The organism is Nocardioides massiliensis (genome assembly GCF_030811215.1).
Taxonomy (GTDB): Bacteria; Actinomycetota; Actinomycetes; order Propionibacteriales; family Nocardioidaceae; genus Nocardioides_A; species Nocardioides_A massiliensis.
This window is the reverse complement of record NZ_JAUSQM010000001.1, coordinates 3,009,609-3,031,787: the sequence shown is the minus strand read 5'-3', so window position 1 is coordinate 3,031,787 and position 22,179 is coordinate 3,009,609. Positions and strand designations below refer to the sequence as shown.

The 22,179-nt window shown below is 69.0% G+C and carries 20 protein-coding genes; 15 read left to right on the top strand and 5 right to left on the bottom strand.

Features of this window, described 5'->3' with window-relative positions:
* Positions 1-174 precede the first annotated feature (174 nt).
* From J2S59_RS15065 to J2S59_RS15040, 6 genes are all read left to right on the top strand, one after another.
* Positions 175-1,176 (top strand): TerC family protein, encoded by a 1,002-nt coding sequence (locus J2S59_RS15065; protein WP_068120306.1) that lies wholly within the window; start codon positions 175-177, stop codon positions 1,174-1,176.
* Positions 1,177-1,205: 29 nt separating this feature from the next.
* The gene (locus J2S59_RS15060; RefSeq protein WP_068120308.1) at positions 1,206-1,766 is read left to right on the top strand and encodes a hemerythrin domain-containing protein; all 561 of its coding nucleotides are present in this window, start codon (positions 1,206-1,208) and stop codon (positions 1,764-1,766) included.
* A gap of 130 nt (positions 1,767-1,896) precedes the next feature.
* Positions 1,897-2,883, top strand: a complete 987-nt coding sequence (locus tag J2S59_RS15055; RefSeq protein ID WP_068120310.1) for an NAD(P)/FAD-dependent oxidoreductase — start codon at positions 1,897-1,899, stop codon at positions 2,881-2,883.
* A gap of 1 nt (position 2,884) precedes the next feature.
* Positions 2,885-3,079: a ferredoxin gene (locus J2S59_RS15050; protein WP_068120312.1), complete on the top strand. Its 195-nt coding sequence runs from the start codon at positions 2,885-2,887 to the stop codon at positions 3,077-3,079.
* A gap of 83 nt (positions 3,080-3,162) precedes the next feature.
* The gene (locus tag J2S59_RS15045; RefSeq protein ID WP_068120314.1) at positions 3,163-4,071 is read left to right on the top strand and encodes a 3-oxoacyl-ACP reductase; all 909 of its coding nucleotides are present in this window, start codon (positions 3,163-3,165) and stop codon (positions 4,069-4,071) included.
* A gap of 62 nt (positions 4,072-4,133) precedes the next feature.
* Positions 4,134-4,889, top strand: a complete 756-nt coding sequence (locus J2S59_RS15040) for a glucose 1-dehydrogenase (RefSeq protein ID WP_068120315.1) — start codon at positions 4,134-4,136, stop codon at positions 4,887-4,889.
* A gap of 32 nt (positions 4,890-4,921) precedes the next feature.
* Here J2S59_RS15040 and kstR read toward each other — a convergent pair whose 3' ends face one another.
* Positions 4,922-5,521 carry a cholesterol catabolism transcriptional regulator KstR gene (gene kstR / locus J2S59_RS15035; RefSeq protein ID WP_181641876.1) on the bottom strand — a complete coding sequence of 200 codons (600 nt, stop codon included), beginning with the start codon at positions 5,519-5,521 and terminating at the stop codon, positions 4,922-4,924.
* A 148-nt stretch (positions 5,522-5,669) separates the two neighbouring features.
* On the opposite strand from kstR, the gene J2S59_RS15030 reads away from it, so the two are divergent.
* The 3 genes from J2S59_RS15030 to J2S59_RS15020 are packed head-to-tail and all read left to right on the top strand — an operon-like array spanning position 5,670 to position 8,858.
* Entirely contained in the window at positions 5,670-7,013 is a 1,344-nt protein-coding gene (locus J2S59_RS15030; protein ID WP_181641877.1) for a glycosyltransferase family 4 protein, read from the top strand.
* The gene (locus tag J2S59_RS15025) at positions 7,013-7,759 is read left to right on the top strand and encodes a class I SAM-dependent methyltransferase (protein WP_068120319.1); all 747 of its coding nucleotides are present in this window, start codon (positions 7,013-7,015) and stop codon (positions 7,757-7,759) included. The genes J2S59_RS15030 and J2S59_RS15025 overlap by 1 nt, the downstream gene beginning before the upstream one ends.
* A 7-nt stretch (positions 7,760-7,766) precedes the next feature.
* Positions 7,767-8,858 carry a glycoside hydrolase family 15 protein gene (locus J2S59_RS15020; protein WP_068120322.1) on the top strand — a complete coding sequence of 364 codons (1,092 nt, stop codon included), beginning with the start codon at positions 7,767-7,769 and terminating at the stop codon, positions 8,856-8,858.
* Here the strand turns inward: J2S59_RS15020 and J2S59_RS15015 are convergent.
* The gene (locus J2S59_RS15015) at positions 8,855-9,505 is read right to left on the bottom strand and encodes a class I SAM-dependent methyltransferase (RefSeq protein ID WP_246360286.1); all 651 of its coding nucleotides are present in this window, start codon (positions 9,503-9,505) and stop codon (positions 8,855-8,857) included. The genes J2S59_RS15020 and J2S59_RS15015 overlap by 4 nt on opposite strands.
* 55 nt (positions 9,506-9,560) lie before the next feature.
* Between J2S59_RS15015 and J2S59_RS15010 the strand changes: the two genes are divergently transcribed.
* Together J2S59_RS15010 and J2S59_RS15005 are read left to right on the top strand one after the other, a co-directional pair.
* Positions 9,561-11,669 carry an acyl-CoA dehydrogenase family protein gene (locus J2S59_RS15010; RefSeq protein ID WP_306825255.1) on the top strand — a complete coding sequence of 703 codons (2,109 nt, stop codon included), beginning with the start codon at positions 9,561-9,563 and terminating at the stop codon, positions 11,667-11,669.
* A gap of 9 nt (positions 11,670-11,678) precedes the next feature.
* Entirely contained in the window at positions 11,679-12,149 is a 471-nt protein-coding gene (locus J2S59_RS15005) for a GNAT family N-acetyltransferase (protein WP_068125014.1), read from the top strand.
* A gap of 58 nt (positions 12,150-12,207) precedes the next feature.
* Here the strand turns inward: J2S59_RS15005 and J2S59_RS15000 are convergent, their stop codons facing one another.
* Entirely contained in the window at positions 12,208-12,510 is a 303-nt protein-coding gene (locus J2S59_RS15000; protein ID WP_068125012.1) for a helix-turn-helix domain-containing protein, read from the bottom strand.
* Positions 12,511-12,575: 65 nt separating this feature from the next.
* Here J2S59_RS15000 and J2S59_RS14995 point away from each other — a divergent pair, with 65 nt between their 5' ends.
* The 4 genes from J2S59_RS14995 to J2S59_RS14980 all read left to right on the top strand — a co-directional run bounded on the left by J2S59_RS14995 (position 12,576) and on the right by J2S59_RS14980 (position 21,540).
* Positions 12,576-15,707 (top strand): BPTD_3080 family restriction endonuclease, encoded by a 3,132-nt coding sequence (locus J2S59_RS14995; RefSeq protein WP_306825254.1) that lies wholly within the window; start codon positions 12,576-12,578, stop codon positions 15,705-15,707.
* Between the two features lie 182 nt (positions 15,708-15,889).
* Positions 15,890-17,242, top strand: a complete 1,353-nt coding sequence (locus J2S59_RS14990) for an ISL3 family transposase (protein WP_220138607.1) — start codon at positions 15,890-15,892, stop codon at positions 17,240-17,242.
* Between the two features lie 108 nt (positions 17,243-17,350).
* Positions 17,351-19,918, top strand: coding sequence for a site-specific DNA-methyltransferase (locus J2S59_RS14985; protein ID WP_306825253.1), 2,568 nt, complete (start codon positions 17,351-17,353; stop codon positions 19,916-19,918).
* Between the two features lie 68 nt (positions 19,919-19,986).
* On the top strand, positions 19,987-21,540 hold the full coding sequence (locus tag J2S59_RS14980) for an HNH endonuclease signature motif containing protein (protein ID WP_068120507.1): 1,554 nt from the start codon (positions 19,987-19,989) through the stop codon (positions 21,538-21,540).
* Between the two features lie 29 nt (positions 21,541-21,569).
* On the opposite strand, the gene J2S59_RS14975 is transcribed toward J2S59_RS14980, so the two are convergent.
* Positions 21,570-21,983, bottom strand: coding sequence for a mycothiol transferase (locus J2S59_RS14975; RefSeq protein ID WP_220138431.1), 414 nt, complete (start codon positions 21,981-21,983; stop codon positions 21,570-21,572).
* Positions 21,980-22,141: a DinB family protein gene (locus J2S59_RS14970; protein WP_220138432.1), complete on the bottom strand. Its 162-nt coding sequence runs from the start codon at positions 22,139-22,141 to the stop codon at positions 21,980-21,982. Before J2S59_RS14970 ends, J2S59_RS14975 begins: the two co-directional genes overlap by 4 nt.
* Positions 22,142-22,179: the final 38 nt, after the last annotated feature.

Below are 22,179 nucleotides of genomic sequence, written 5' to 3'. Positions count from 1 at the left end.
CTCGGCCTGTCACAATGACTATCGACTTGGAGGGGAGTATTCCCCCGCGGCGACGTCGTCATCACGAGTCCCTCAGGGGGTTCCGGTGTCGCCGGCTCGGGCACACCGAGCGGAAGAGACCTCCGGCGAGACTGTGGCGACCGGCGGTCGCCTGCACACCGGAGAGGACCCCTCGTGGCTGAAAGCTCGTCCCTGACATGGTGGGCAGTGACGATCGGCATCGTCGTCGTCCTGCTGACCCTCGACTTCATCATCGCTGCGCGCAAGCCGCACCACGTCGGCATGCGTGAGGCGACGATCTGGTCGGTGTTCTACATCGTCGTCGCGTTGGTCTTCGGGCTGTTCGTGATCTGGTTCCACGGCGGCCAAGCCGGTACGGAGTACTACGCCGGCTACATCGTCGAGAAGAGCCTGTCGGTCGACAACCTCTTCGTCTTCCTCATCATCATGACGAAGTTCTCGGTGCCCGACGTGCTCCAGCAACGCGTGCTGCTCTTCGGCATCGCTGCGGCGCTCGTCCTCCGCGCGATCTTCATCCTCATCGGGGCGGCGGCGCTGAGCCTGTTCTCCTTCATGTTCTTGGTCTTCGGGCTGTTCCTCATCTACACCGCGGTCCAGCTGGCGCGCCATCGCAACGAGGAGCCAGACGCCGACAACGCGCTGGTGCGATGGGTGCAGAAGGTCCTGCCGACGACGGACGAGTACCACGGCACCGCGCTGACCATCAAGGAGAACGGCAAGCGGGTCGTGACCCCGCTGCTGATCGTCTTCGTGGCGATCGCCGGCACCGACGTGCTGTTCGCCCTCGACTCGATCCCCGCCGTCTTCGGGATCACGCGCGACCCGTTCATCGTCTTCGCCACGAACGCCTTCGCGCTGCTGGGACTGCGCGCGCTCTACTTCCTCATCCACGGCCTGCTCGACAAGCTGGTCTTCTTGTCGATCGGCCTGTCGATCATCCTCGGGTTCATCGGCGTGAAGCTGATCATCACGTGGATCCACGAGGACATCAACGCGGCCGTCCCGCACGTGCCGACCGGCATCTCGCTGAGCGTGATCCTCGGCATCCTCGTCATCACCACCGTGGCGAGCCTGGTCTACGCCAAGCGGCACCCGGAGGCGACGCCCGACGTGGAGCTCTCCCAGGTCGAGGGCGAGGCTCTGCGCGAGGACTGACGGTCCGGGGGGCGGGGTAGGACGCGCCCATGACCGATGCGAACCCCACCTCCCTCGACCTCGGACGCCCCACCGAGGGCGACGTCGTCGACCTGATCCTCGCCGACCACCGGCTCTTCGAGGACCTGCTGCGCCAGCTGCGCGACGCCTCCGCCGACCGCGACGCCGTACGCCGTGCCTTCTCGGCCCTGCACGTGGCACATGCCGTCGCCGAGGAGGAGGAGGTCTACCCGACGCTGCGGCGCAAGGACGCCATCTCCGAGCACGAGGCCGAGCACGGTGAGGAGGAGCACGCCGAGGGCCACGAGGCGCTGCTCGCGGTCATGGAGCTCGAGAAGTGTGAGGGTGAGGAGTTCGACGACGCCGTCGAGGAGCTCGCCGGCGCGGTGAACCATCACCTGACCGAGGAGGAGCTCACCATCCTCAACCCGGCGCGCGAGGAGATCGACGAGGACGTCCGACTCCGGCTCGGAGAGGCGTTCTGCCGGCTGCGCAACGAGGCCATCGAGGCCGGGCGCGGATCGGTCGAGGACCTGCGCGAGATCGTCGCCCAGGCCGAGAAGGAGGGCCTGCTCGACGACGAGGACTGACCCTCCGCGGTCAGCGGATGGGACGAGCTGCTGCGGGCGCGCCCGGTTGCTGGGATGCTGGCGCCGGGGTCGCCTGGGCCCCTAAAGTAGAACACGTTCCACATCGCGGTGGGGCGGAGAGGGGCGCGCAGTGCCAGAGGTCGTCGAGGCTGATCTCCTGATCGTCGGGGCCGGGCCCGCGGGTCTGTTCGGTGCCTACTACGCCGGGTTCCGCGAGCTGCGGGTCGTGGTAGTGGACTCCCTGCCGGAGCTCGGGGGGCAGGTCACGGCGATGTATCCGGAGAAGGCGATCCTCGACGTCGCCGGCTTCCCGAGCATCAAGGGCCGCGACCTCGTGGCCAACCTCGTCGAGCAGGCGGCGACCGCCAAGCCGACCTTTCTTCTCGGCCGCACCGCTAACGGCGTGGCGCACGACGGCGACCGGGTCCGGGTCACGCTGGACGATGAGACGATCGTCGACGTCGGGGCGGTCATCCTCACCGCCGGCATCGGCCGCTTCCAGCCGCGTCCGCTGCCCGCGGGTGAGGGGTGGGAGGGTCGCGGTCTGGCGTTCTTCGTGCCGCACCTCGACGTGTATGCCGGCAAGGACGTCGTCGTCGTCGGAGGCGGCGACTCGGCCTTCGACTGGGCCCACCACCTCGAGCCCATCGCCCGCTCCGTCACCCTGGTCCACCGCCGGACCGCCTTCCGCGCGCACGCCTCGACCGTGACCGCGGTCCAGGCCTCGTCCACCGAGATCGTGGTGCCCGCGACCGTCACCGAGCTGGTCGCGGGTCCCGACGGGTCCGTGGCGGAGGTCGAGATCACCGACGCCGACAGTGGCGAGACCCACCGTCGCCCCGCCCAGGGCGTGATCGCCGCCCTCGGGTTCATCGCCGACCTGGGCCCGCTCAAGGAGTGGGGCCTGACCCTCGACAAACGCCACATCGTCGTCGACACCGCGATGCGCACCAACCTGCCGCGCGTCTATGCCGCGGGCGATGTGACGGAGTACCCCGGCAAGGTCCGGCTGATCGCGGTCGGGTTCGGCGAGGTCGCCACGGCCGTCAACAATGCTGCGGTCGACATCGACCCCACTGCCCACGTGTTCCCCGGCCACTCCTCGGAAGGAAGCTGACATGACCAAGATCAAGGTCGACTTCGACCTGTGCGAGGCCAACGCCCTGTGCGAGGCGTTCGCCCCCGACGTCTTCGAGGTCGACGACGACGACATGCTCCAGGTCCACACCGACGACGTCACCGACGACAACCGCGACCGGGTCGAGAAGGCCGCGGCGGCCTGCCCGCGCGCCGCCATCCGGCTCGAGGGCTGAAGCTCCCGTCGTCCAACCGTCCCACCCGCTCCGCCGTACCCCTGCCAGCATCCTGGCGCCCTCGATGAAAGGTTCGTGTTCGCATGCCCGCAGTTGCCCCTGAGCTCTCCCTGGACGGTCGCGTCGCCGTCGTCACCGGTGCCGGTGCCGGTCTCGGCCGCGCCGAGGCCGAGGCGCTCGCCGCCGCCGGTGCCCACGTCGTCCTCAACGACCTGCCGGGTGCCGCCGACGAGGCCGCCGAGGCGATCCGGGCAGCCGGTGGCTCCGCGTCGATCGTCGCCGGTGACATCGGCGAGCGCTCGACCGCGGACGCGCTGATGGCCGCGGCCGTCGAGGAGCAGGGCCGTCTCGACATCGTCGTCAACAACGCCGGCGTGCTGCGCGACCGGATGCTGTTCAACATGAGCGACGAGGAATGGGACCTCGTGCTCCGCGTGCACCTGCGCGGCCACTTCATGCTGTCGCGCAACGCCGCCTCCTACTGGCGCGGGCTGCACAAGGAGACCGGCGAGCAGGTCTACGGCCGCGTCATCAACACCTCCTCCGAGGCGGGTCTGCTGGGCTCCCCGGGCCAGCCGAACTACGCCGCAGCCAAGGCCGGCATCACCGCGCTGACGCTGTCGACCGCGCGTGGGCTCGGCAAGATGGGCGTGCGCGCCAACAGCATCTGCCCGCGTGCCCGCACCGCGATGACCGACCACGTCTTCACCCCCGACGAGTCGGGCAAGACGATCGACCCGATGTCGGTCGAGCACGTGGCCCCGCTGGTCGCCTACCTCGCCTCGCCCGCGGCCGACCGGATCACCGGCCAGGTGTTCGTCGTGTATGCCGGCATGGTCGCCCTCCTCGCGGCCCCGGTCGTGGAGCAGCGCTTCGACGCCGCCGGTGACACCTGGGACACCACCGACCTGCAGACGCAGCTGGGCGGCTACTTCGCCGACCGCGACCCCTCGGTCGGCTTCGCCGCCGACTCCGTGGCCAAGCTCGCCTGAGCCTCAACGAACGAACGCACGCACGCCCCGCTCGCCCCTCCAGCACGAGAACGGACCCCCTCATGGCACGACTGAACGGCAAGATCGCGATCGTCACCGGCGGCGCCCAAGGACAGGGAGCCGCGATCTGCGCGGGCTTCGTCGCCGAGGGGGCGAGGGTCGTGATCGCCGACGTCGCCGACGAGCCGGGGGAGAAGCTGGCCGCCGAGCTCGGTGACGCCGCGGTCTTCGCCCACCACGACGTCAGCAGCGAGGAGTCCTGGGAGCGCGTGGTCGCGCTGACGGCGGAGACGTTCGGGCCGGTCGACGTGCTGGTCAACAACGCCGGCATCCTGACCTTCGGCGCGATCGACGAGATGGCGCTGGCCGACTACGAGCGGTTGATCGGCATCAACCAGACCGGGACGTGGCTGGGCATGCGGGCCGTGGTGCCGACCATGCGCAGCAACGGTGGCGGCAGCATCGTCAACGCCTCGTCGGTCGAGGGTCTCGGCGGGATGCCCACGCTCTCGGCGTACGTCGCCTCCAAGTGGGCGATCCGCGGCATGACGAAGGCCGTCGCGATGGAGTGGGGCCACCAGGGCATCCGCGTCAACTCCGTGCACCCAGGGATGATCGACACCGGGATGACCCGGGTGCACGGCGGCGATGCGGCGATGGAGTACGGCGCCACGAAGGTCGCCCTCAAGCGCGTGGGCCAGCCCGCCGACATGGTCGGGGTCTACGTCTTCCTCGCCAGCGACGAGTCCAGCTTCGTCACCGGCGCGGAGATCGCCGTCGACGGCGGAGCGACCGCGACCCACGCGTTCGGCGGGTAGCGGCGCGCCTCAGCGCAGACTGAGGGCCAGGCTCAGCGCAGGATCAGCCGGACCGCGACGTCCATCGACCGGGAGACGTCGGCGGCCGACGCGCGTCCGGTGACCCAGGCGACCAGGTTGGCCATCCACACGTCGCCGATGACGCGCGCGATCGCCACGTCGTCCGCGGTCGGGTCGACGTCGTCTCCCTTCATCGCCCGGGTGAGCATGCTGGTGAGATACATGCCCGCGACCTCGATCTCGCTCAGCACCGAGGAGTCGGCGAACATGAACGCGCGGGTGAGCGCCTCGGTGAGGTGCGGGTCGCGCTGCATGCCGCGGGTGTTGCGCTCGAGCAGGTTCACCACGCGGTCGGCGGGGGTGTCGCCCTCCAGGGGACGCCGCTCGAGCGCGCCCTGGGTGCGCTCGAACTCCCGGCCGAGCGCGGAGACCAGCAGGTGGATCTTGGAGGGGAAGTAGCGGTAGAGCGTGCCGAGGGCGACGTCGGCCTCCTCCGCGACCGCCCGCATCTGCACCGCGTCGAACCCGCCCTTGGAGGCCAACGTGATCGTGGCGTCGAGGATCCGCCGCCTCCGGTCCCGTTGGGCCGCAGATCCGAGATCCTCCTGGGTGAGTGAGTTCGCGGAGGGCACTGCAGTACTCCTGGGGTCGAGGGGCGGGTGAGGGGTGCAGTCACGCCGACACGTCACATGACAGAATCGGTGTCACAGTAGCAGCGCCGCAGACCACTCTTCGGGGCATAATGGAACACGTTGCAGTTTTCTACCGGGAGGTGAGTCAGTGCGGATCGCACTGCTGTCGTACCGCTCCAAGCCGCACTGCGGCGGGCAGGGGGTCTACCTACGACACCTCAGTCGCGAGCTCGTCGCCCTCGGTCACGAGGTCGAGGTGTTCTCCGGCCAGCCCTACCCGGAGCTCGACGAGGGGGTCCGCCTCACCAAGGTCCCGAGCCTCGACCTCTACCGCGAGCCGGACCCGTTCCGCATGGTCTGGCCGTGGGAGTTCCGCGACCTGATCGACATCGAGGAGTTCCTCACGATGTGCACGGCCGGGTTCCCCGAGCCGAAGACGTTCTCCAAGCGGATCGTGCGTGTCCTGGCCGACCGGATCGGTGACTTCGACATCGCTCACGACAACCAGGTGCTGGGCTACGGGATGCTCGAGCTGGAGAAGGCCGGCCTGCCGCTCATCACGACGATCCACCACCCGATCACCTTCGACCGGCGCGTCGACCTTGCCGCCACGCGCGAGCTGGGCTGGTTCCGCCGCGCGCGCCGACAGTTCTCCGTACGCCGCTGGTACGGCTTCCTGCGCATGCAGGGCAAGGTCGCGCGCCAGCTGCGCAAGATCCTCACGGTGTCGGACTCCTCGAAGCGCGACATCGCCGCAGACTTCGGCGTCGACCCCGACCGCCTGCAGGTCATCCCGCTGGGCGTCGACGACGTCTTCGTGCCGCCCTCGAAGCCGCGCGTGCCGGGCCGCCTGGTGGCGATGGCCAGTGCCGACAGCCCCATGAAGGGCATCGCCACGCTCCTCGAGGCGTTCGCCAAGCTCCGCACCGAGCGTGACGTCGAGCTGCTGCTGGTGAGCAAGCCGACCGCGGGCGGGCGCACCGAGCAGCTGATCGACAAGCTCGGCATCGCCGACTCCGTCAGCTTCGTCCACGGCGTCTCCGATGCCGAGCTGGTCGAGATCATGGGCTCGGCCGAGCTCGCCTGCGTGCCGTCGCTCTACGAGGGCTTCTCGCTGCCGACGGCAGAGCTGATGGCGTGCGAGACCCCGCTCGTGGTCAGCCGCGCCGGCGCCATCCCGGAGGTCGTCGGACCCGACGGCGAGTGCGCCGACCTCGTCACCCCCGGTGACGTCGGTGAGCTCACGCACGCGATCGCCGCGCTCCTCGACGACCCAGAGCGCCGGGCCCGCATGGGCGCTGCGGGCCGCCGCCGCGTCCTGGAGCGGTTCAGCTGGCGCGCCGTCGCCGTCGCGACCGCCGCCGCCTACGAGGAGGTGCTCGCCGCCCACGGTCGCACCCCCGCATCTGCCTCCGCACCCTCCACCCCCTCCAGCCCAGCCCCCTCCAGCCCAGCCCCCTCCAGCCCGTTCGCAGAGAAGGACCCCGCCTGATGCTGACCGTCGACTTCGACCGACTCGGCCTGCGCGCCGGCGACCGCGTGCTCGACATGGGCTGCGGCGGCGGCCGACACGCTTTCGAGATGTACCGCCGCGGTGCCGACGTCATCGCCTTCGACCAGGACGCCGACGAGCTGGCCGGCGTACGTGAGATCTTCGCCGGCATGCGCGACAACGGTGAGGTGCCGGCCGGCGCGGAGGCCGACGTCAAGGAGGGCGACGCCCTCAACCTGCCGTTCGCCGACGGCGAGTTCGACCGGATCGTCGCCGCCGAGGTGCTCGAGCACATCTGGGACGACGTCGACGCGATCAAGGAGCTCGTGCGGGTCCTGCGCCCCGGCGGCACCCTGGCGATCTCCGTGCCGCGGTGGCTTCCGGAGGTCGTGAACTGGAAGCTCTCGGACGAGTACCACAACGCCCCCGGCGGCCACATCCGGATCTACACCGACCACGAGCTGATCGACAAGGTCACCAAGGCGGGGCGGCCCAACGACGGCCAGCCCGGCGACGCGATGATCTTCGAGGGCAAGGACTACGCCCACGGTCTGCACGCGCCGTACTGGTGGATCAAGTGCGCCGTCGGCGTCAACAACGACGAGCACCCGCTGGCCAAGGCCTACCACAAGCTCCTGGTCTGGGAGATCATGAAGCAGCCCAAGGCGCTTCAGGTCGCGAGCAAGGTCCTCGACCCGATCATCGGCAAGAGCCTGGTGCTCTACTTCCGCAAGCCGGAGGCCTGAGCCGCCCGTGAGCTCCCCGATCCCTTTCCTCGACGGTGTCCTGACCGCTGACGAGGTGGCGACGACCGCCGCCACGATCGTCGGCATGCAGGAGGCCGACGGCGCCATCCCGTGGACCGTCGGCGACAAGGTCGACGTCTGGAACCACGTCGAGGCGGCGATGGCGCTGCAGGTCGCCGGCGAGGTCGAGGCGTCGCACCGCGCCTACGACTGGTGCCTGGCGATGCAGCGACCCGACGGGACCTGGCCGATCAAGGTCGTGGAGGGGGTCGTCGCCGACGACGGCGCCGAGACCAACATGTCGGCGTACCTCGCGGTCGGGGTCTGGCACCACTGGCTCATCCGCGAGGACCTCGGCTTCGTACGCCGCATGTGGCCGGCCGTGCTGAGCTCGCTCGACTGGGTGGTCTCGATGCAGCTGCCGTGGGGTGGCATCGCCTGGCGGCGCCGGGAGGACGGTGTCGTCGATGCCGAAGCGCTGCTCACCGGCAGTTCCAGCACCTATCACGCACTGAAGGCAGGCCTCGCGGTCGCGGAGCTGATGGAGTCGCCGCAGCCGGAGTGGGAGATCGCCGCGTCCCGGCTGCGCCACGCCATCCGTCGGCACCGAGACCTCTTCCTCGACAAGAGCACGTTCTCGATGGACTGGTACTACCCGGTCCTGGGCGGCGCGGTCCGCGGCGCGGAGGCCGAGGAGATGATCGCGGCCAAGTGGGACAACTTCGTGCGTCCCGGTCTCGGCATCGTGTGCGTCGACACCAACCCCTGGGTCACCGGCGCGGAGACGTGCGAGCTCGCGATGGCACTCGACGCGATGGGTGACCACGCGCGGGCGCGTGCGCTGGTGCAGGACATGCAGCACCTGCGCCACGAGAACGGCTCGTACTGGACCGGCTGGGTCTACGACAACGAGGTCTACTGGCCGCACGAGCAGACGACCTACACCGCTGCGGCCGTGATCCTCGCCGTCGATGCGCTCGGCCGCGTCACCCCGGGCTCGGACATCATGCGTGGCGCGACGCTGCCCGCAGACTTCGCGCCGATGGCGCTGCGGTGCGGTTGCGAGCCAGCCGCGGAGCGGCTCGGTCAGCCGGTCTAGCCGACGGCGTCGCCGGCCTGGCCGCTGACCCGCTCGAGCACCCGCATCGAGCCGACGGTCTCGACCTCGCGGAACGCTCCGCTCTCCATGGCCCGCAGGAAGACGTGGTACGGCGCCTGCCCGCCGTCGGCGGGGTCGGGGAAGACGTCGTGGATGACCAGCTCGCCCCCGGGCATGAGCCAGCGCGCCCACCCGGTGTAGTCGGCCTGCGCCGGCTCCTCCGCGTGTCCGCCGTCGATGAAGAGCAGCGACAGGGGAGTGCGCCAGTGAGCGCTCACCGTCGTGGACGCGCCCACGATGGCGACGACCCACTGCTCGAGGTCGGCGTGCGCGACGGTGCGCCGGAAGAACGGCAGCGTGTCCATGAGGCCGAGCTCGGGATCGACCACGGTCGGGTCGTGGTGCTCCCAGCCGGCCTGGTTCTCCTCGGACCCGCGGTGGTGGTCGACGGTGAAGACCACCGCATCAGGTCCCGTCAGGCGGGCTGCGGCCCCCAGATAGACGGCCGACTTGCCACAGTAGGTCCCGACCTCGAGAGCAGGTCCGTGGGGGAGTCGCGCCAATGCGCGGCGGTGGAGCAGGTCGCCTTCGTCCTCCGGCATGAAGCCTTTGGCCTGGCGCGCGTGGGACTTCCAATCGTCGGACACGCGGCCAGACTATAGAGTGAAACACGTTCTAGTTGTGCGGGTGGAAGGGTCTGGCATGTCGATCGGCATCACCGACGAGCACGTCGAGCTGGGGGCGAGCCTGCGCAAGTGGGCGGCCGGGGCGCGCGGCATCGACGCCGCCCGGGCGGCCGAAGGTGAGGCCGGCGCGACGTTCGAGGACCACTGGCGTGCGGCGACCGAGATGGGCGTCGCGTCGATCGCGCTCGACGAGTCCCTCGGTGGCGGGGGTGGCTCGGCGCTCGATGCCGCGGTCGCCCTCGAGGCGTGCGCGCACGCGCTCGTGCCGGGCGCACTGCTGTCGACGACCGCCGCCGGGCTGGTGCTCGCCGGAGCGGGCGAGGCCGGTGCTGCTGGCGTGCGGTCCGTCGTCGACGGCGAGGCGGTCGGGATCGTGCTCGACGGCTACGTGTGGGACGCCCCGTCGGCCACGCGGTTCCTGGCTCCCGCCGGCGACCAGTGGGCGCTCGTCGCCCGCGATGACCTGCGCTGCACCCCTGCGGTCGGCCTCGACCTCACCCGCCGCTTCGGCCGGCTCGACGCCGAGGTGGCTGAAGGGACGGGCACCGTACTGCCGGGCGTCGACACCGACGCCGTCTGTCGTGCGGTGACCACCTTCGCCGCCGCCGAGGCCGCGGGCGTGGCGCGCTGGTGCCTGGAGACCGCGGTCGAGTACGCCAAGACCCGCGAACAGTTCGGCCAGAAGATCGGCGCGTTCCAAGCGATCAAGCACCTGTGTGCGGAGATGCTGGAGACCGCCGAGGCGGTCACCGCCGCGGCCTGGGACGTCGCCGCGGCCGTCGACGACGAGCCCGAGCAGTGGGCCTTCGCCGCCGACGTCGCGTCCGTGACCTGCTTCGACGGCGCGGTCGAGGTCGCGAAGTCCTGCATCCAGGTCCTCGGCGGCATCGGCTTCACGTTCGAGCACGAGGCGCACTTCTACTACCGGCGCGCCATGAGCCTGCGCGCTCTGATCGGCGACACCTCGCGTGCAGCCGAGCGGCTCGCGGCGCGGGCCGCCCACGGCGTACGGCGGGCGGTGGCGGTGGACCTGGAGGGTCGCGACGAGGCCATCCGTCCGGATGTGCGCGCCGAGGCCGAGCGGATCGCGGGACTGCCGGAGTCCGAGCGGCGCGCGGCGCTGGTCGACACGGGCCTGCTGACGCCGCACTGGCCCGCGCCGTACGGACGCAACGCCGACGCCGTCGAGCAGGTCGTCATCGACCAGGAGCTGGCCCAGGCCGGAGTCACTCGCCCCGATCTCGTCATCGGCGCGTGGGCGCTGCCGACGATCATCGACCACGGCAACGACGAGCAGCGCGAGCGGTTCGTGCGCCCGACGCTGCTCGGCGAGCTCGAGTGGTGTCAGCTGTTCTCCGAGCCGGGTGCCGGCTCCGACCTCGCCTCGCTGCGCACCAAGGCCGTGCGGGTCGAGGGCGGATGGCGCCTGACCGGTCAGAAGGTCTGGAACTCCGTGGCGCAGCGCGCCGACTGGGGGATCTGCCTCGCGCGGACGAACCCGGACGTGCCGCAGCACAAGGGGATCAGCTACTTCCTCGTCGACATGAAGAACAGCCCCGGCCTCGACGTACGCCCCCTGCGGGAGATGACGGGGGAAGAGCTGTTCAACGAGGTCTTCCTCGACGACGTCTTCGTGCCGGACGAGTGCATGGTCGGCGAGGAGGGCGATGGTTGGCGGCTGGCACGCACCACTCTCGCGAATGAGCGGGTCGCGATGGCCACGATCCGCCTCTCCACCAGCACCGAGCGCGCGGTCGAGCTCGCGGGTGAGCTCGAGCTGAGCGGCACCCAGCTAGCCGAGGTCGGCCGCTCGGTCGCGCTCTCGACCGTGTGCACGCTGCTCGGTCTGCGCACGACGCTGCGCTCGCTCGCGGGACAGGGGCCGGGCGCGGAGTCGAGCGTCGCCAAGCTGCTGGGCGTCCGCAACCGCCAGGAGGGCTCGGAGCTCGTCGTGACGCTGCAAGGTCCGCGGGTCGTGGACTGGGACCCGACCGCGCGCCGTGAGGACGCCTTCGGCTTCGACGTGTGGGAGATGCTCAACACCCGCTGCCTGTCGATCGCGGGCGGCACCACCCAGGTGCTGCGCAATGTGGTCGGCGAGCGGATTCTCGGGCTCCCGCGCTAGCGTCGAGGAATGATCGCCCTGCGGCCCATCCCGGCTGAGCGCCTGGGGGACTGGCAGCGGCGCAGTCTTGCTGCGTACGCCGATGGGCTCCGGTCGAGCGGACTGGGTGCGGGGGAGATCGGGCAGCACGTTGTCGACAGCGCCCAGTTGTTGTTTCCGAATGGCCGCTTGAGGGCGGGCCACGAGGTGTTCGACGTGCTCGTCGACGATGAGGTCTGCGGCTACCTCTGGGTCGGACCGTCCCTGTGGGGCGACGACTTCTATGTGTACGACGTCGCGGTCGACGAGCATGCGCGGGGGCGGGGCGTCGGGCGTGCGGTGATGGAGACGGTAGAGGAAATGGCCCGCGAACGGGGGCACCGGTCGGTTGGGCTCACCGTGACCGATGCGAACGTCGCGGCGCGGGGGATGTACGAGTTGCTGGGGTATGTCGAGGTGGAGGCCGTGCAGGGGCGGGGGTTCCTGCGGAAAGTGCTCTGAGCCGGCACGGCGCGCCGTCAGTCGTCCGACCGACTGTTCGGGGTGGCCCAAGCGGCGCTCAATCCCGCCGCTGCGTGACCACCGGTCGGTCTGGGTCGACGAGGTACCCCATGTCGACCTCGAGTGCGATCGCTAAGAGGTAGATCGTGTCGAGCTTGGGATTGGCAGGTTGCGGCCGGCCCGGTGCGTCTCTCAGGTTGTTGGCGTTGCTCTCGATGAGTTGAATCTGCCTGAAGCTCACGCCGGATTCCTGCGCGAGTGTGAGCTGGCTCCATCCCCTCTCATGGCGCGCTGCTCGCACCTTCTCCGACAGCGACGCCACGTAGGTCGCGAAGTCGTCGGATCGCGGGCGAGAAGGCACGCCTGACACCTCAGTCGTCTCAACTCCGCACCGCGACGCAATGCATTGCGTATCGTGTGTGACATATGAGTGACGGGAGCAGGACGGAGGCTGTCGGGGATCCGGCAACGCTGGCGAACCCGATCCTGAACGGGCCGTACGACGTGCCGTCTCGGTACTTCGAGATCGGACTCCACGGTCCGACGGGGAAAGCGCTCGAGGGCAGGCGACCCAGTGAGTCGTTCATCCCGGTCGCTCCGGTCCGCAAGGGCGGGCGGGGGCGTGACTCCTCGGTGCAGGAGGCGCTCGCGCTCACACATGAGCAGGTCGAACGAAACAGCCTGATCAACGAGCTGCGGCAAGAAATCGCACTCTGGCGAGCCCGCGGCTACGACGGCGTCACCGCAACGAGCCGGAAGTTGTTGCTCCATTGGGCCGACGAGCACCGGGACAACCGCGTCCTCTTCGCGCAGCGTGAGGCGGCCGAGACGGCGATCTTCCTCGCCGAGGTGAGTGGACGCAGACACGGCTACCGCGACTGGCGTGGACAGTTGGCCGAGATCAACACCGAGCACAACGCGGGCCTGCCGCGGGTCGCCCTCAAGATGGCCACCGGGTCCGGCAAGACGGTGGTGATGGCGATGCTGATCGCCTGGCACACCCTCAACAAGGTGGTGCATCCGCGGGACGCGCGGTTCGTTCGCCGGTTCCTGGTGATCGCCCCTGGCATCACGATCCGCGACCGGCTGCGCGTCCTGCAACCGAACGATCCCGACAACTACTACGACGCCCGAGACCTGATTCCACCCGACCTGCGGCCGTTGCTCGGCAAGGCGCAGGTGCTGGTCGTGAACTATCACCAGTTCCTGCTGCGGGACGCGAAGGAGATCAAGGGGGTCTCCTCCACAACGCGGAGGATCCTCACCGCGGGCAAGCCTGATCCGTTCCGGGAGACCGAGGACGCCATGGTGTCGCGGGTGCTGCGCGGGTGGGGCGTCGGCAGCGGACGTCAGCAGAGCGACATCGTGGTGATCAGCGACGAAGCGCATCACTGCTATCAGGACAAGCCCATCACCATCGAGGGCGAGGATCCCGATGCCGAGGACCGCGACCGCAACGCCGACGCGCGCGTGTGGTTCAAAGGCATCCAGGCGATCGCACGCAAGGTCGGCGTGAAGACGGTCTACGACCTCAGTGCCACGCCGTTCTACCTCAAGGGGTCCGGCCACAAGGAAGGCTTCATCTTCCCTTGGGTCGTCAGTGACTTCTCGCTGATGGATGCGATCGAGGCCGGCATCGTCAAGGTGCCGCGCACGCCGGTCGACGACAACGCAGCGCATGACGTCGTGACCTATCTCGATCTCTGGGAGCGGATCGGCAAGTCGCTGCCGCGGCGCAACCGCAAAGACATCGATGCGAGCAACTGGACCTACCCCGACGAGCTCGTCGGCGCCCTGCGCAGCCTGTACCGCTCCTACGAGCAGTCGTTCCGCCACTGGCAGGAGTCGCTCGAACCCCTCGGGCACACCCCGCCGGTGTTCATCGTGGTGTGTCCCAACACCGCGGTCTCGAAGCTGGTCTACGACTGGATCGCCGGTCACGAGGTCGGGGAGGAGGGCCACCGGACCTGGCGGTCCGGTCAGCTGCCGTTGTTCAGCAATGTCGAGGACGGCAGTCCGCTCGCACGCCCCCGCACCATCCTCGTCGACAGCGCCCAACTCGAGTCCGGCGAGGCGATGAAGAAGGACTTCAAGGACGCGGCCGCGGCGGAGATCGAGGCCTTCAAGGCCGAGTTGCGCGTGCGCAACCCCGGTGCGAACACCGACGACATCACCGACGAGGACCTCCTGCGCGAGGTGATGAACACCGTCGGGAAGAAGGACCGCCTGGGCGAGCAGGTCCGGTGCGTGGTGTCGGTTGCCATGCTCACCGAGGGATGGGACGCCAACACAGTCAGCCACATCCTGGGCATCCGCGCGTTCCGCAGCCAACTGTTGTGCGAGCAGGTCGTCGGGCGGGGACTGCGGCGGCGGTCCTACGACGTCAACGAGGATGGGTTCTTCGAGCCCGAGTACGCCAACGTCTACGGCGTGCCGTTCGCGTTCATCCCCACGGACAAGCCGGTCGGGCCGGAGCGGCCACCGAAGCCCAGCACGCTGGTGCACACCGTCCCAGGGCGCGAGCGCAGCCGCATCACCTTCCCGCGTGTGGTCGGCTACCGGCTCGAGCTGCCGGAGCAGGGGCAGCTCTACCTGCCCGACGATGTCGAACCGTTCGTCATCGGGCCGGAGACGATCCCCAGCTGGACCGAGATCTCCGGCGTCGTGGGGTCAGCTGAGCGCATCGAGGACGCGCCCGCTGCCGCCCGACCGCAGACGGTCGCCTTCCACCTCGCGAAGCGGCTGCTGACGACCCACTTCCGCACCGAGCGCGGGGAGGGTGACGTACGCCCGTGGCTCTTCCCTGAGCTCGTCCGGCTGTGCCGGGAGTGGATCGACCGCGCGGTGGTCGTCGAGGAGGGCTACGCACTCGCCCATCTCACGGAGTTCGTCCAGTGGCAGGCGAAAGCCGCGGATGCGATCGACGGCGCGCTGGTGCGCCACGCGGCCGTCCGCCCACGGCTGCGACCGATCCTGCACGCCTTCGAGCCGGAAGGGTCTACGGCCCGCGTCAGCTTCCACACGCGCAAACCGTGCGTCGTGACCGAACCGGATCGGTGCGAGGTGAGCCACGTGGTGCTCGACGGACCGGACGGCAACACCTGGGAACAGCTGTTGGCGACGTACGCCGAGCAGCATCCTGACGTCGCTGCCTACGTCAAGAACGATCACCTCGGGTTCGAGATCCCCTACGTCCACGAGGGCAAGCGCCACGACTACGTGCCGGACTTCCTGCTTCGGCTCAAGCAGCGGGAGGGCGACGTCGCGCGCAACCTCGTGGTCGAGGTCTCGGGCGGGCAGAAGCGCATCGCCACGCCGGGTCAGATCGATCGCAAGGTCGTCGCCGCACGTGACACCTGGTGCGTGGCCGTCAACAACCACGGCGGGTTCGGCCGCTGGGGATATCTCGAGGTCACCGACCCAGTGACCGCGAAGGACCGGCTGAACGACGCGATCCAACGACTGTACGACGACGACGGCGCCGTGGTCGGCGACCCGGACCGCGCCGACTTCGATCGGCACGCAGCGAGCAGGAGAGGACAGAATGCCGCCTCGTAAGCGCACGTCCGGCAGCCCGACGCCGGTCGAGTCGATCACCCACGGGCACAAGCGCACGAATATCCGGCTCTTCGTACCTGCGGTGGGTGTGAGCGACTCGCGGCGGTGAGCTGAGGGCGAGAAGGGGTCGAGGCCTTCCAAGATCGGGAGCGACCAAGCTGCCCAACCGGAAGGCCTCGACGGTGTCCGAGCCTACGGCGTGTTCCCGCGCGCGTTCATGTCCTGATCCCTCCTACTGCCAGCGCTGTGATCTGCTCGTCGGGCTCGAGGGCTTCCACGTCCTCGAGGTCGCCGAGCGCGGTGAGCGGCTGCGTGTCGTGGTGGAGTCCGCACCCTCGCCGATGGGCTGCCGGGTCTGCGGAGTCATCACCCACAGCCGCGGTCGCCGCGACGTGGTCCTGGTCGACGTGCCCTGCTTCGGCCGCCCGGTCCAGCTGATCTGGCGCAAGCGCACCTGGCGCTGCGCCGAGCCCACCTGCGAGGTCGGGGGGTTCACCGAGCAGCACGCACAGCTCGCCGCTCCGCGTGCGCTGCTGACCACGCGGGCGTGTTGGTGGGCCATCGCCCAGCTGCGTCGTGAGCACGCGTCCGTGGCCGGTCTGGCTCGCCAGCTCGGCACGACGTGGCGCACCGTGTGGCGCTCGATCAAGCCGCTGCTCGAACAGATGGCCGCCGATGAGGATCGCTTCGCCGACGTCGCCACCCTCGGGGTCGATGAGCACATCTGGCACCACGTCTCCACCAAGCCCATCACCGACGGCGGCCGGGGACCGAAAGAGCTGACCGGGATGGTCGATCTGACCCGTGACCAGCAAGGACGCGTCCGCGCCAGGCTGCTGGACCTGGTCCCGGGCCGGTCGGGGAAGGCCTACGCCGACTGGCTCGACGAACGTGGCGAGGGCTTCCGGGCGGGCGTGAAGGTCGCCGCCTTGGACCCGTTCCAGGGCTACAAGACGGCGATCGACGACAAGCTCCAAGACGCCGTCGCGGTCCTCGACGCCTTCCACATCGTCAAGCTCGGCACCAACGCGGTCGATGAGTGCCGGCGCCGGGTCCAGCAAGAGACCCTGGGCCACCGTGGTCGCAAGGGCGACCCGCTCTACGGCATCTCGAAGCTTCTTCGCGCCGGGGCCGAGAAGCTCACCGACAAGCAGTGGACCCGCTTCGAGAACGCGATCGCCGCCAACGAGGCCCACCTGCAGGTCTACCTCGCCTGGTCCTGCGCCCAACAGTTGCGCTCGGCCTACCGCCACCGCGACACCGCCGAGGGCAAGAAGATCGCCACCAAGATCATCGAGACGTTCCCGACCTGCCCCGTCCCGGAGATCGCCCGGCTGGGCCGCACCCTGAAGCGCTGGCGCACCGCGTTCCTGGCCTACTTCGACACTGGCCGCTCGAACAACGGCGGCACCGAAGCGGTCAACGGACTGATCGAGCTGCACCGCCGCGTCGCCCGCGGGTTCCGCAACCGCGACAACTACCGACTACGCATGCTGCTCATCGGCGGCGGACTCACCAGCCCCCACCTCAAGTAAGAAGAGCCGAATATCCCGACGGCCGACGCCCAGGACTTCGTCACGCCCGAGGTCGAGGAGCGGCGGCAGCTGCTCCTCGAGCGAGACATCGCGCTCGACCCACAACTGGTGTGGAAGGGCAAGTACGGTGACGAGTCCGCCACCGCCGTCGCCGACGCGGCGAAACTCGCGGTCGACGCCCCGCCGATCTACATCCAGGAGAAGATCGATCCGCGGGTGCTGGTCGAGAACCTCCGGCGCACAGCAGCGCGTCCGGAGGAGGAGCCCGAGCTCGCGCTCTTCGACACCTTCGACGGTCTCGACGAGCTTGACCTCGTCGACTTCTATCGACACTCCACCAACTGGTCGAACCGGATGATCCTCGGGGACTCCCTGCAGGTGATGTCGTCGCTGGCCGAGCGCGAAGAGCTCCGCGGTCAGGTGCAGATGATCTACATCGACCCGCCCTACGGCATCAAGTTCGGCTCCAACTGGCAGGCGTCGGTGCGCAAGCGCGACGTCAAGGACGGCAAGGTCGAGGACGCCGCCCGCGAAGCCGAGCAGATCAAGGCGTTCCGCGACACCTGGGAGCTGGGCATCCACTCGTATCTCAGCTACCTGCGCGACCGGTTGCTGGTTGCGCGGGAGTTGCTTACCGAGTCGGGCTCGTGCTTCGTGCAGATCGGCGACGAGAACGTGCATCTCGTGCGGAGCCTGATGGACGAGGTATTTGGGAGCGAGAACTTCGTCAGTCTCATCTCCTTCGCGACAACGAGCGGATTCACCCAGGCCACGGCATTGGGACGCAACGGTGATTACATCCTGTGGTTCGCTCGAAACAAGGACGCACTCAAGTCACGGCCGCTATGGGCACCGGCCGTTGATCGATCGGCGTACCGCTGGGTGCACTTGCCAGATGGCAGTAGTCGTTCACTGCGCAAGGCTGACCAGGGGACGGTCCCTGCCGGTGGCCGGCTGTATGCGCCCGGCGATCTGCAGTCCCAGGGGGCGGCGGACGAGCCGCAACCGTTCGACTTCCGCGGACGTACCTATGTTCCGGGAGCGAACTCGCACTGGAAGGCGAGTTTTCCTGCCGGAATGCAAAGACTGGCTTGGGCCGACCGGATCCACGTCGCAAAGACGAGCATTCGATATCGGCGATATGCCGACGACTTCCCGTGGCAGGCGCGTACGAACTTCTGGCCGGACACAGGCACTGGCAACTTCACCGACGATAAGTTCTACGTCGTTCAAACGAACACGAAAGTCATCGAGCGCTGTGTTCTGCTAGCTACCGACCCCGGCGACCTCGTGCTCGACCCTACCTGCGGCAGCGGCACCACCGCATACGTAGCCGAGCAGTGGGGACGTCGGTGGATCACCATCGACACCTCGCGTGTGGCGCTGGCTCTGGCTCGCCAGCGGCTGATGGGCGCGCGCTACCCGATGTATCTCCTCGCCGACTCCGAGGCCGGACGCGCGGCGGAGGCGAAGGCCACGGGCAAGCCGCTCCCACCCGCGCCGGTCGGCAACGACATCCGGCATGGCTTCGTCTACGAGCGCGTCCAGCACATCACGCTGAAGTCGATCGCCAACAACCCCGACATCCGTGAGGGAATGACGAGGGAGGAGATCGACGAGGCGATCAAGCGGCACGCCGACTTCGAGCTGCTCTACGACAAGCCCTACGAGGACATGAACGTCGTGCGGGTGACCGGGCCGTTCACCGTCGAGAGCCTGAGCCCGCACCGGAGCCTGGCTTTCGCCGGCGGACCGGACGACCAGGAGTCGCAGACGGAGAAGGACGGTGCCGAGCAGCCGGACGCGCCGAACTTCGAGCAGTCAATCCTGGAGAACCTGCAGCGCGCAGGGGTGCAGAACGGGCGGAAGTCCGAGCGGATCGAGTTCGACAGCGTCGATCCCTACCCCGGTCTCTACATCCAGGCCGTCGGGGTCTCGACAGGCTCGACCAACGGTGGCGGTTCGACCAACGGTGGCGGCTCGACCGGCGAGCAGACCCGGGTCGGCATCGCGATCGGGCCGCAGTACGGCACCGTGAGCCAGAAGTTCGCCAAGGACGCCGTACGGGAAGCGATCAAGGCCGGCGACATCGACCTGCTGTGCCTTCTCGGCTTCGCCTTCGACGCCCAGACAGCGGACGTTACTGAGGCGGACGGCGTCACCGTCGACACCTCGAGCGAGGGCTTCGCCGAGGTCGCCGGCGAGCGCTCGTTCGGGCGCATCAAGTTGTTGTTCGTCCGGATGAACGTCGACCTGCTGATGGGGGAGAACCTCAAGAAGACGGGAGCCGGGAACCTCTTCACCGTCTTCGGGGAGCCGGACATCGACGTGCGCGAGGACGGCGACGACCTTGTCGTCGAGCTCAACGGTGTGGACGTCTACGACCCCACCACCGGCGAGGTGCGCAGCAACGACACCGGTCAGATCGCGCTGTGGATGATCGACACCGACTACAACGGTGACAGCTTCTTCGTCCGGCACTGCTACTTCACGGGTGGAGGCGACCCCTACAAGCGCCTCAAGACCGCGCTCAAGGCGGACATCGACCCTGACGCGTGGGCGTCGCTCTATGGAACGACCTCCCGGCCGTTCGCCCGCCCCGCGAGTGGGCGGATCGCGGTCAAGGTGATCAACGACTACGGCGACGAGGTCATGAAGGTCTTCGACCTGGAGTAGGCCCGTGGCCCCGACGGAATGAGCGTCCGAGCATCATCAGTGTCGGTGGCGTGGTCCACGATGGATTCATGGATCGGAGAGGCGAGTTCGACGAGGCGCACGAGGCCGCCGACGCGCGCGAGCCGCGCCCGATGGTGTCGGCCGAGCGCCCCACGCCGGCGTTCGAGCGACGTCGAGACCCGGGGACTGTCGGTGGCGTGGTCCACGATGGATCCATGGATCAGATCGGGGAGTTCGACGAGGCGCGAGAGCCGGTCGACGAGGGTGGGCAGCTGCCGCCGGCGTGTCCGGAATGGCTGTTGGCGGACCTCGCCGCGGAGGCCCGCGGCGAGCGCCCAGAGGTGGTGCCGCCACATGTCGAGGAAGAGCTCACCTTCACCGCACGCAACGAGCTCGGTGCGCTGCGTGCGGTCGAGGTGCTGGCCGTGGTCGAGCAACGCCGATTGTTGATGCGACGCTGGGAGAGCGACCAGGTCCTGCTTGCCGTCCGTCTTGCAGAGTCCTACGAGACGATGCCGGGCGTCCGGACGGCTGACAACACCGACCGGGACCGTCCCAACCGGATCGTCGTGGCCGGCGAGGGTGCGCCGTCGGTGCACGAGCACGCCCCTTTGGAGCTAGCGGCGGCGTTGGGAATGAGCCCGGACAGCGGGATCGTGCTCATGTCGCATTCGCTCGAGTTGCGCTACCGCCTGCCGAAGCTGTGGGAACGCCTGGAAGCCGGTGAGGTGGAGGCGTGGCGTGCCCGGCAGGTCGCCGGGCAGACGTTGAAGCTCGACCTCGCGATCGTCACCAAGGTCGACGAATTGCTCGCATCCACGAGACGGGCGATCAACAAGGCCACCGCGCTGGAGCTGATCACCGAGGCACTCCTTGCTCTCGACCCTGAGGAAGCCGCTCGGTTGGAGGCGGAGAAGTCCGACGGCCGGGGGATGTTCGTCCTCCCGCCGCTTCCTGGGGACTCACCGGCGTTCACCGAGGTCCACGCTCGTTTGGACACTCCCGATGCCGAGGCGCTGGAGGCGATGGTCGAGAAGGTCGCCGGGATCCTGGCCGCTCAGCTGACTGCCGAGGGGCGGGATCCGGAGCCGTGGCAGCACCACCGCGCGACCGCGCTCGGGATGTTGGCCGACCCCCACGCCGCAGCCGAGCTGCTCGACACCGCGACCACGACACCGACCAGAGCCGGACGGCTCTACGTGCATATCGAGTTCGGCGACCTCGCCAAGCGCGTCAACACCGAAACAAGCACCGATCACGGGGCGCGTGCCGAGCGCTACGGCGCGATGACCCTGGATCTGGTGGAGCAGTGGCTGCGCCGACGCGACATCAAGGTCACGCCGGTGATCAACATGGACGCCGAGGATGCCGTCGACGGCCATGACCCACCGCCACGGATGCGCGAGCAGGTGATCCTGCGCGATGCGCACTGCCAAGCACCCCATTGCACCAGGCCCGCGCGGGCCTGCGACCTCGATCATGTGGAGCCCTACGTCCCGCCCGACGAGGGCGGGCCACCGGGGCAGACCTCACCGGCCAACTTGCAGGTCCTGTGCCGACGACACCACCGGATGAAGACGCACGCCGAAGGCCGATTCCGTGCACTGGCCCGCGCCGGCTGAAACGGGCCCGAAGGCGACGGCGATCGACACTACTGCGGCGGCCAGGTCTCCGGATCCTCACCCACGCGTCCGTCGACCGCCTCGCGGATCAGATCCGCGTGGCCGACGTGGCGGGCGTACTCCTCGAGCGTGTCGAGCACGACGCGGCGCAGGTTGGCGTTCTGCCCATCCGGCCAGGGGCCGAGCGCACTCGGTTGCGAGAGATCGCCACGGGTGAGCTCGTCGGCCAGCACGTCGCGCGCCCGTGCGACCGAGCGTGTCCACAGATCGTGGAGCTCCTCGGCGGAGTCGTCGTGCGCCGTACGCCAGGTCCACTCCCAGGCGTCGGGCGACCAGTGCTGGCGCTGCGCCAACCACGGCTCCGCGGCCTGCTGCGCGCCAACCACGCACGCCAGCTTGTCCTCGACCTGCGCGAGGTGCTTGAGCAGGCGAGCCCGGGTCACTCCGACGGAGGGTGCGGGGTTCGGAGCTGGTCGGTGTCGAGCCCGCTGACCTTCCACCAGAAGGTGGCGCGCTGGCGCTCGAGTGCCCCGAGGACCGCCTCGGCCTCGTTGCCGGCACTGTGGGGCGGGTCCGGCCACTGCTCGAAGAGTGTCGTCATGGAGGGACGGTAGTACCGCACGAGGACCGGAGCGGTCC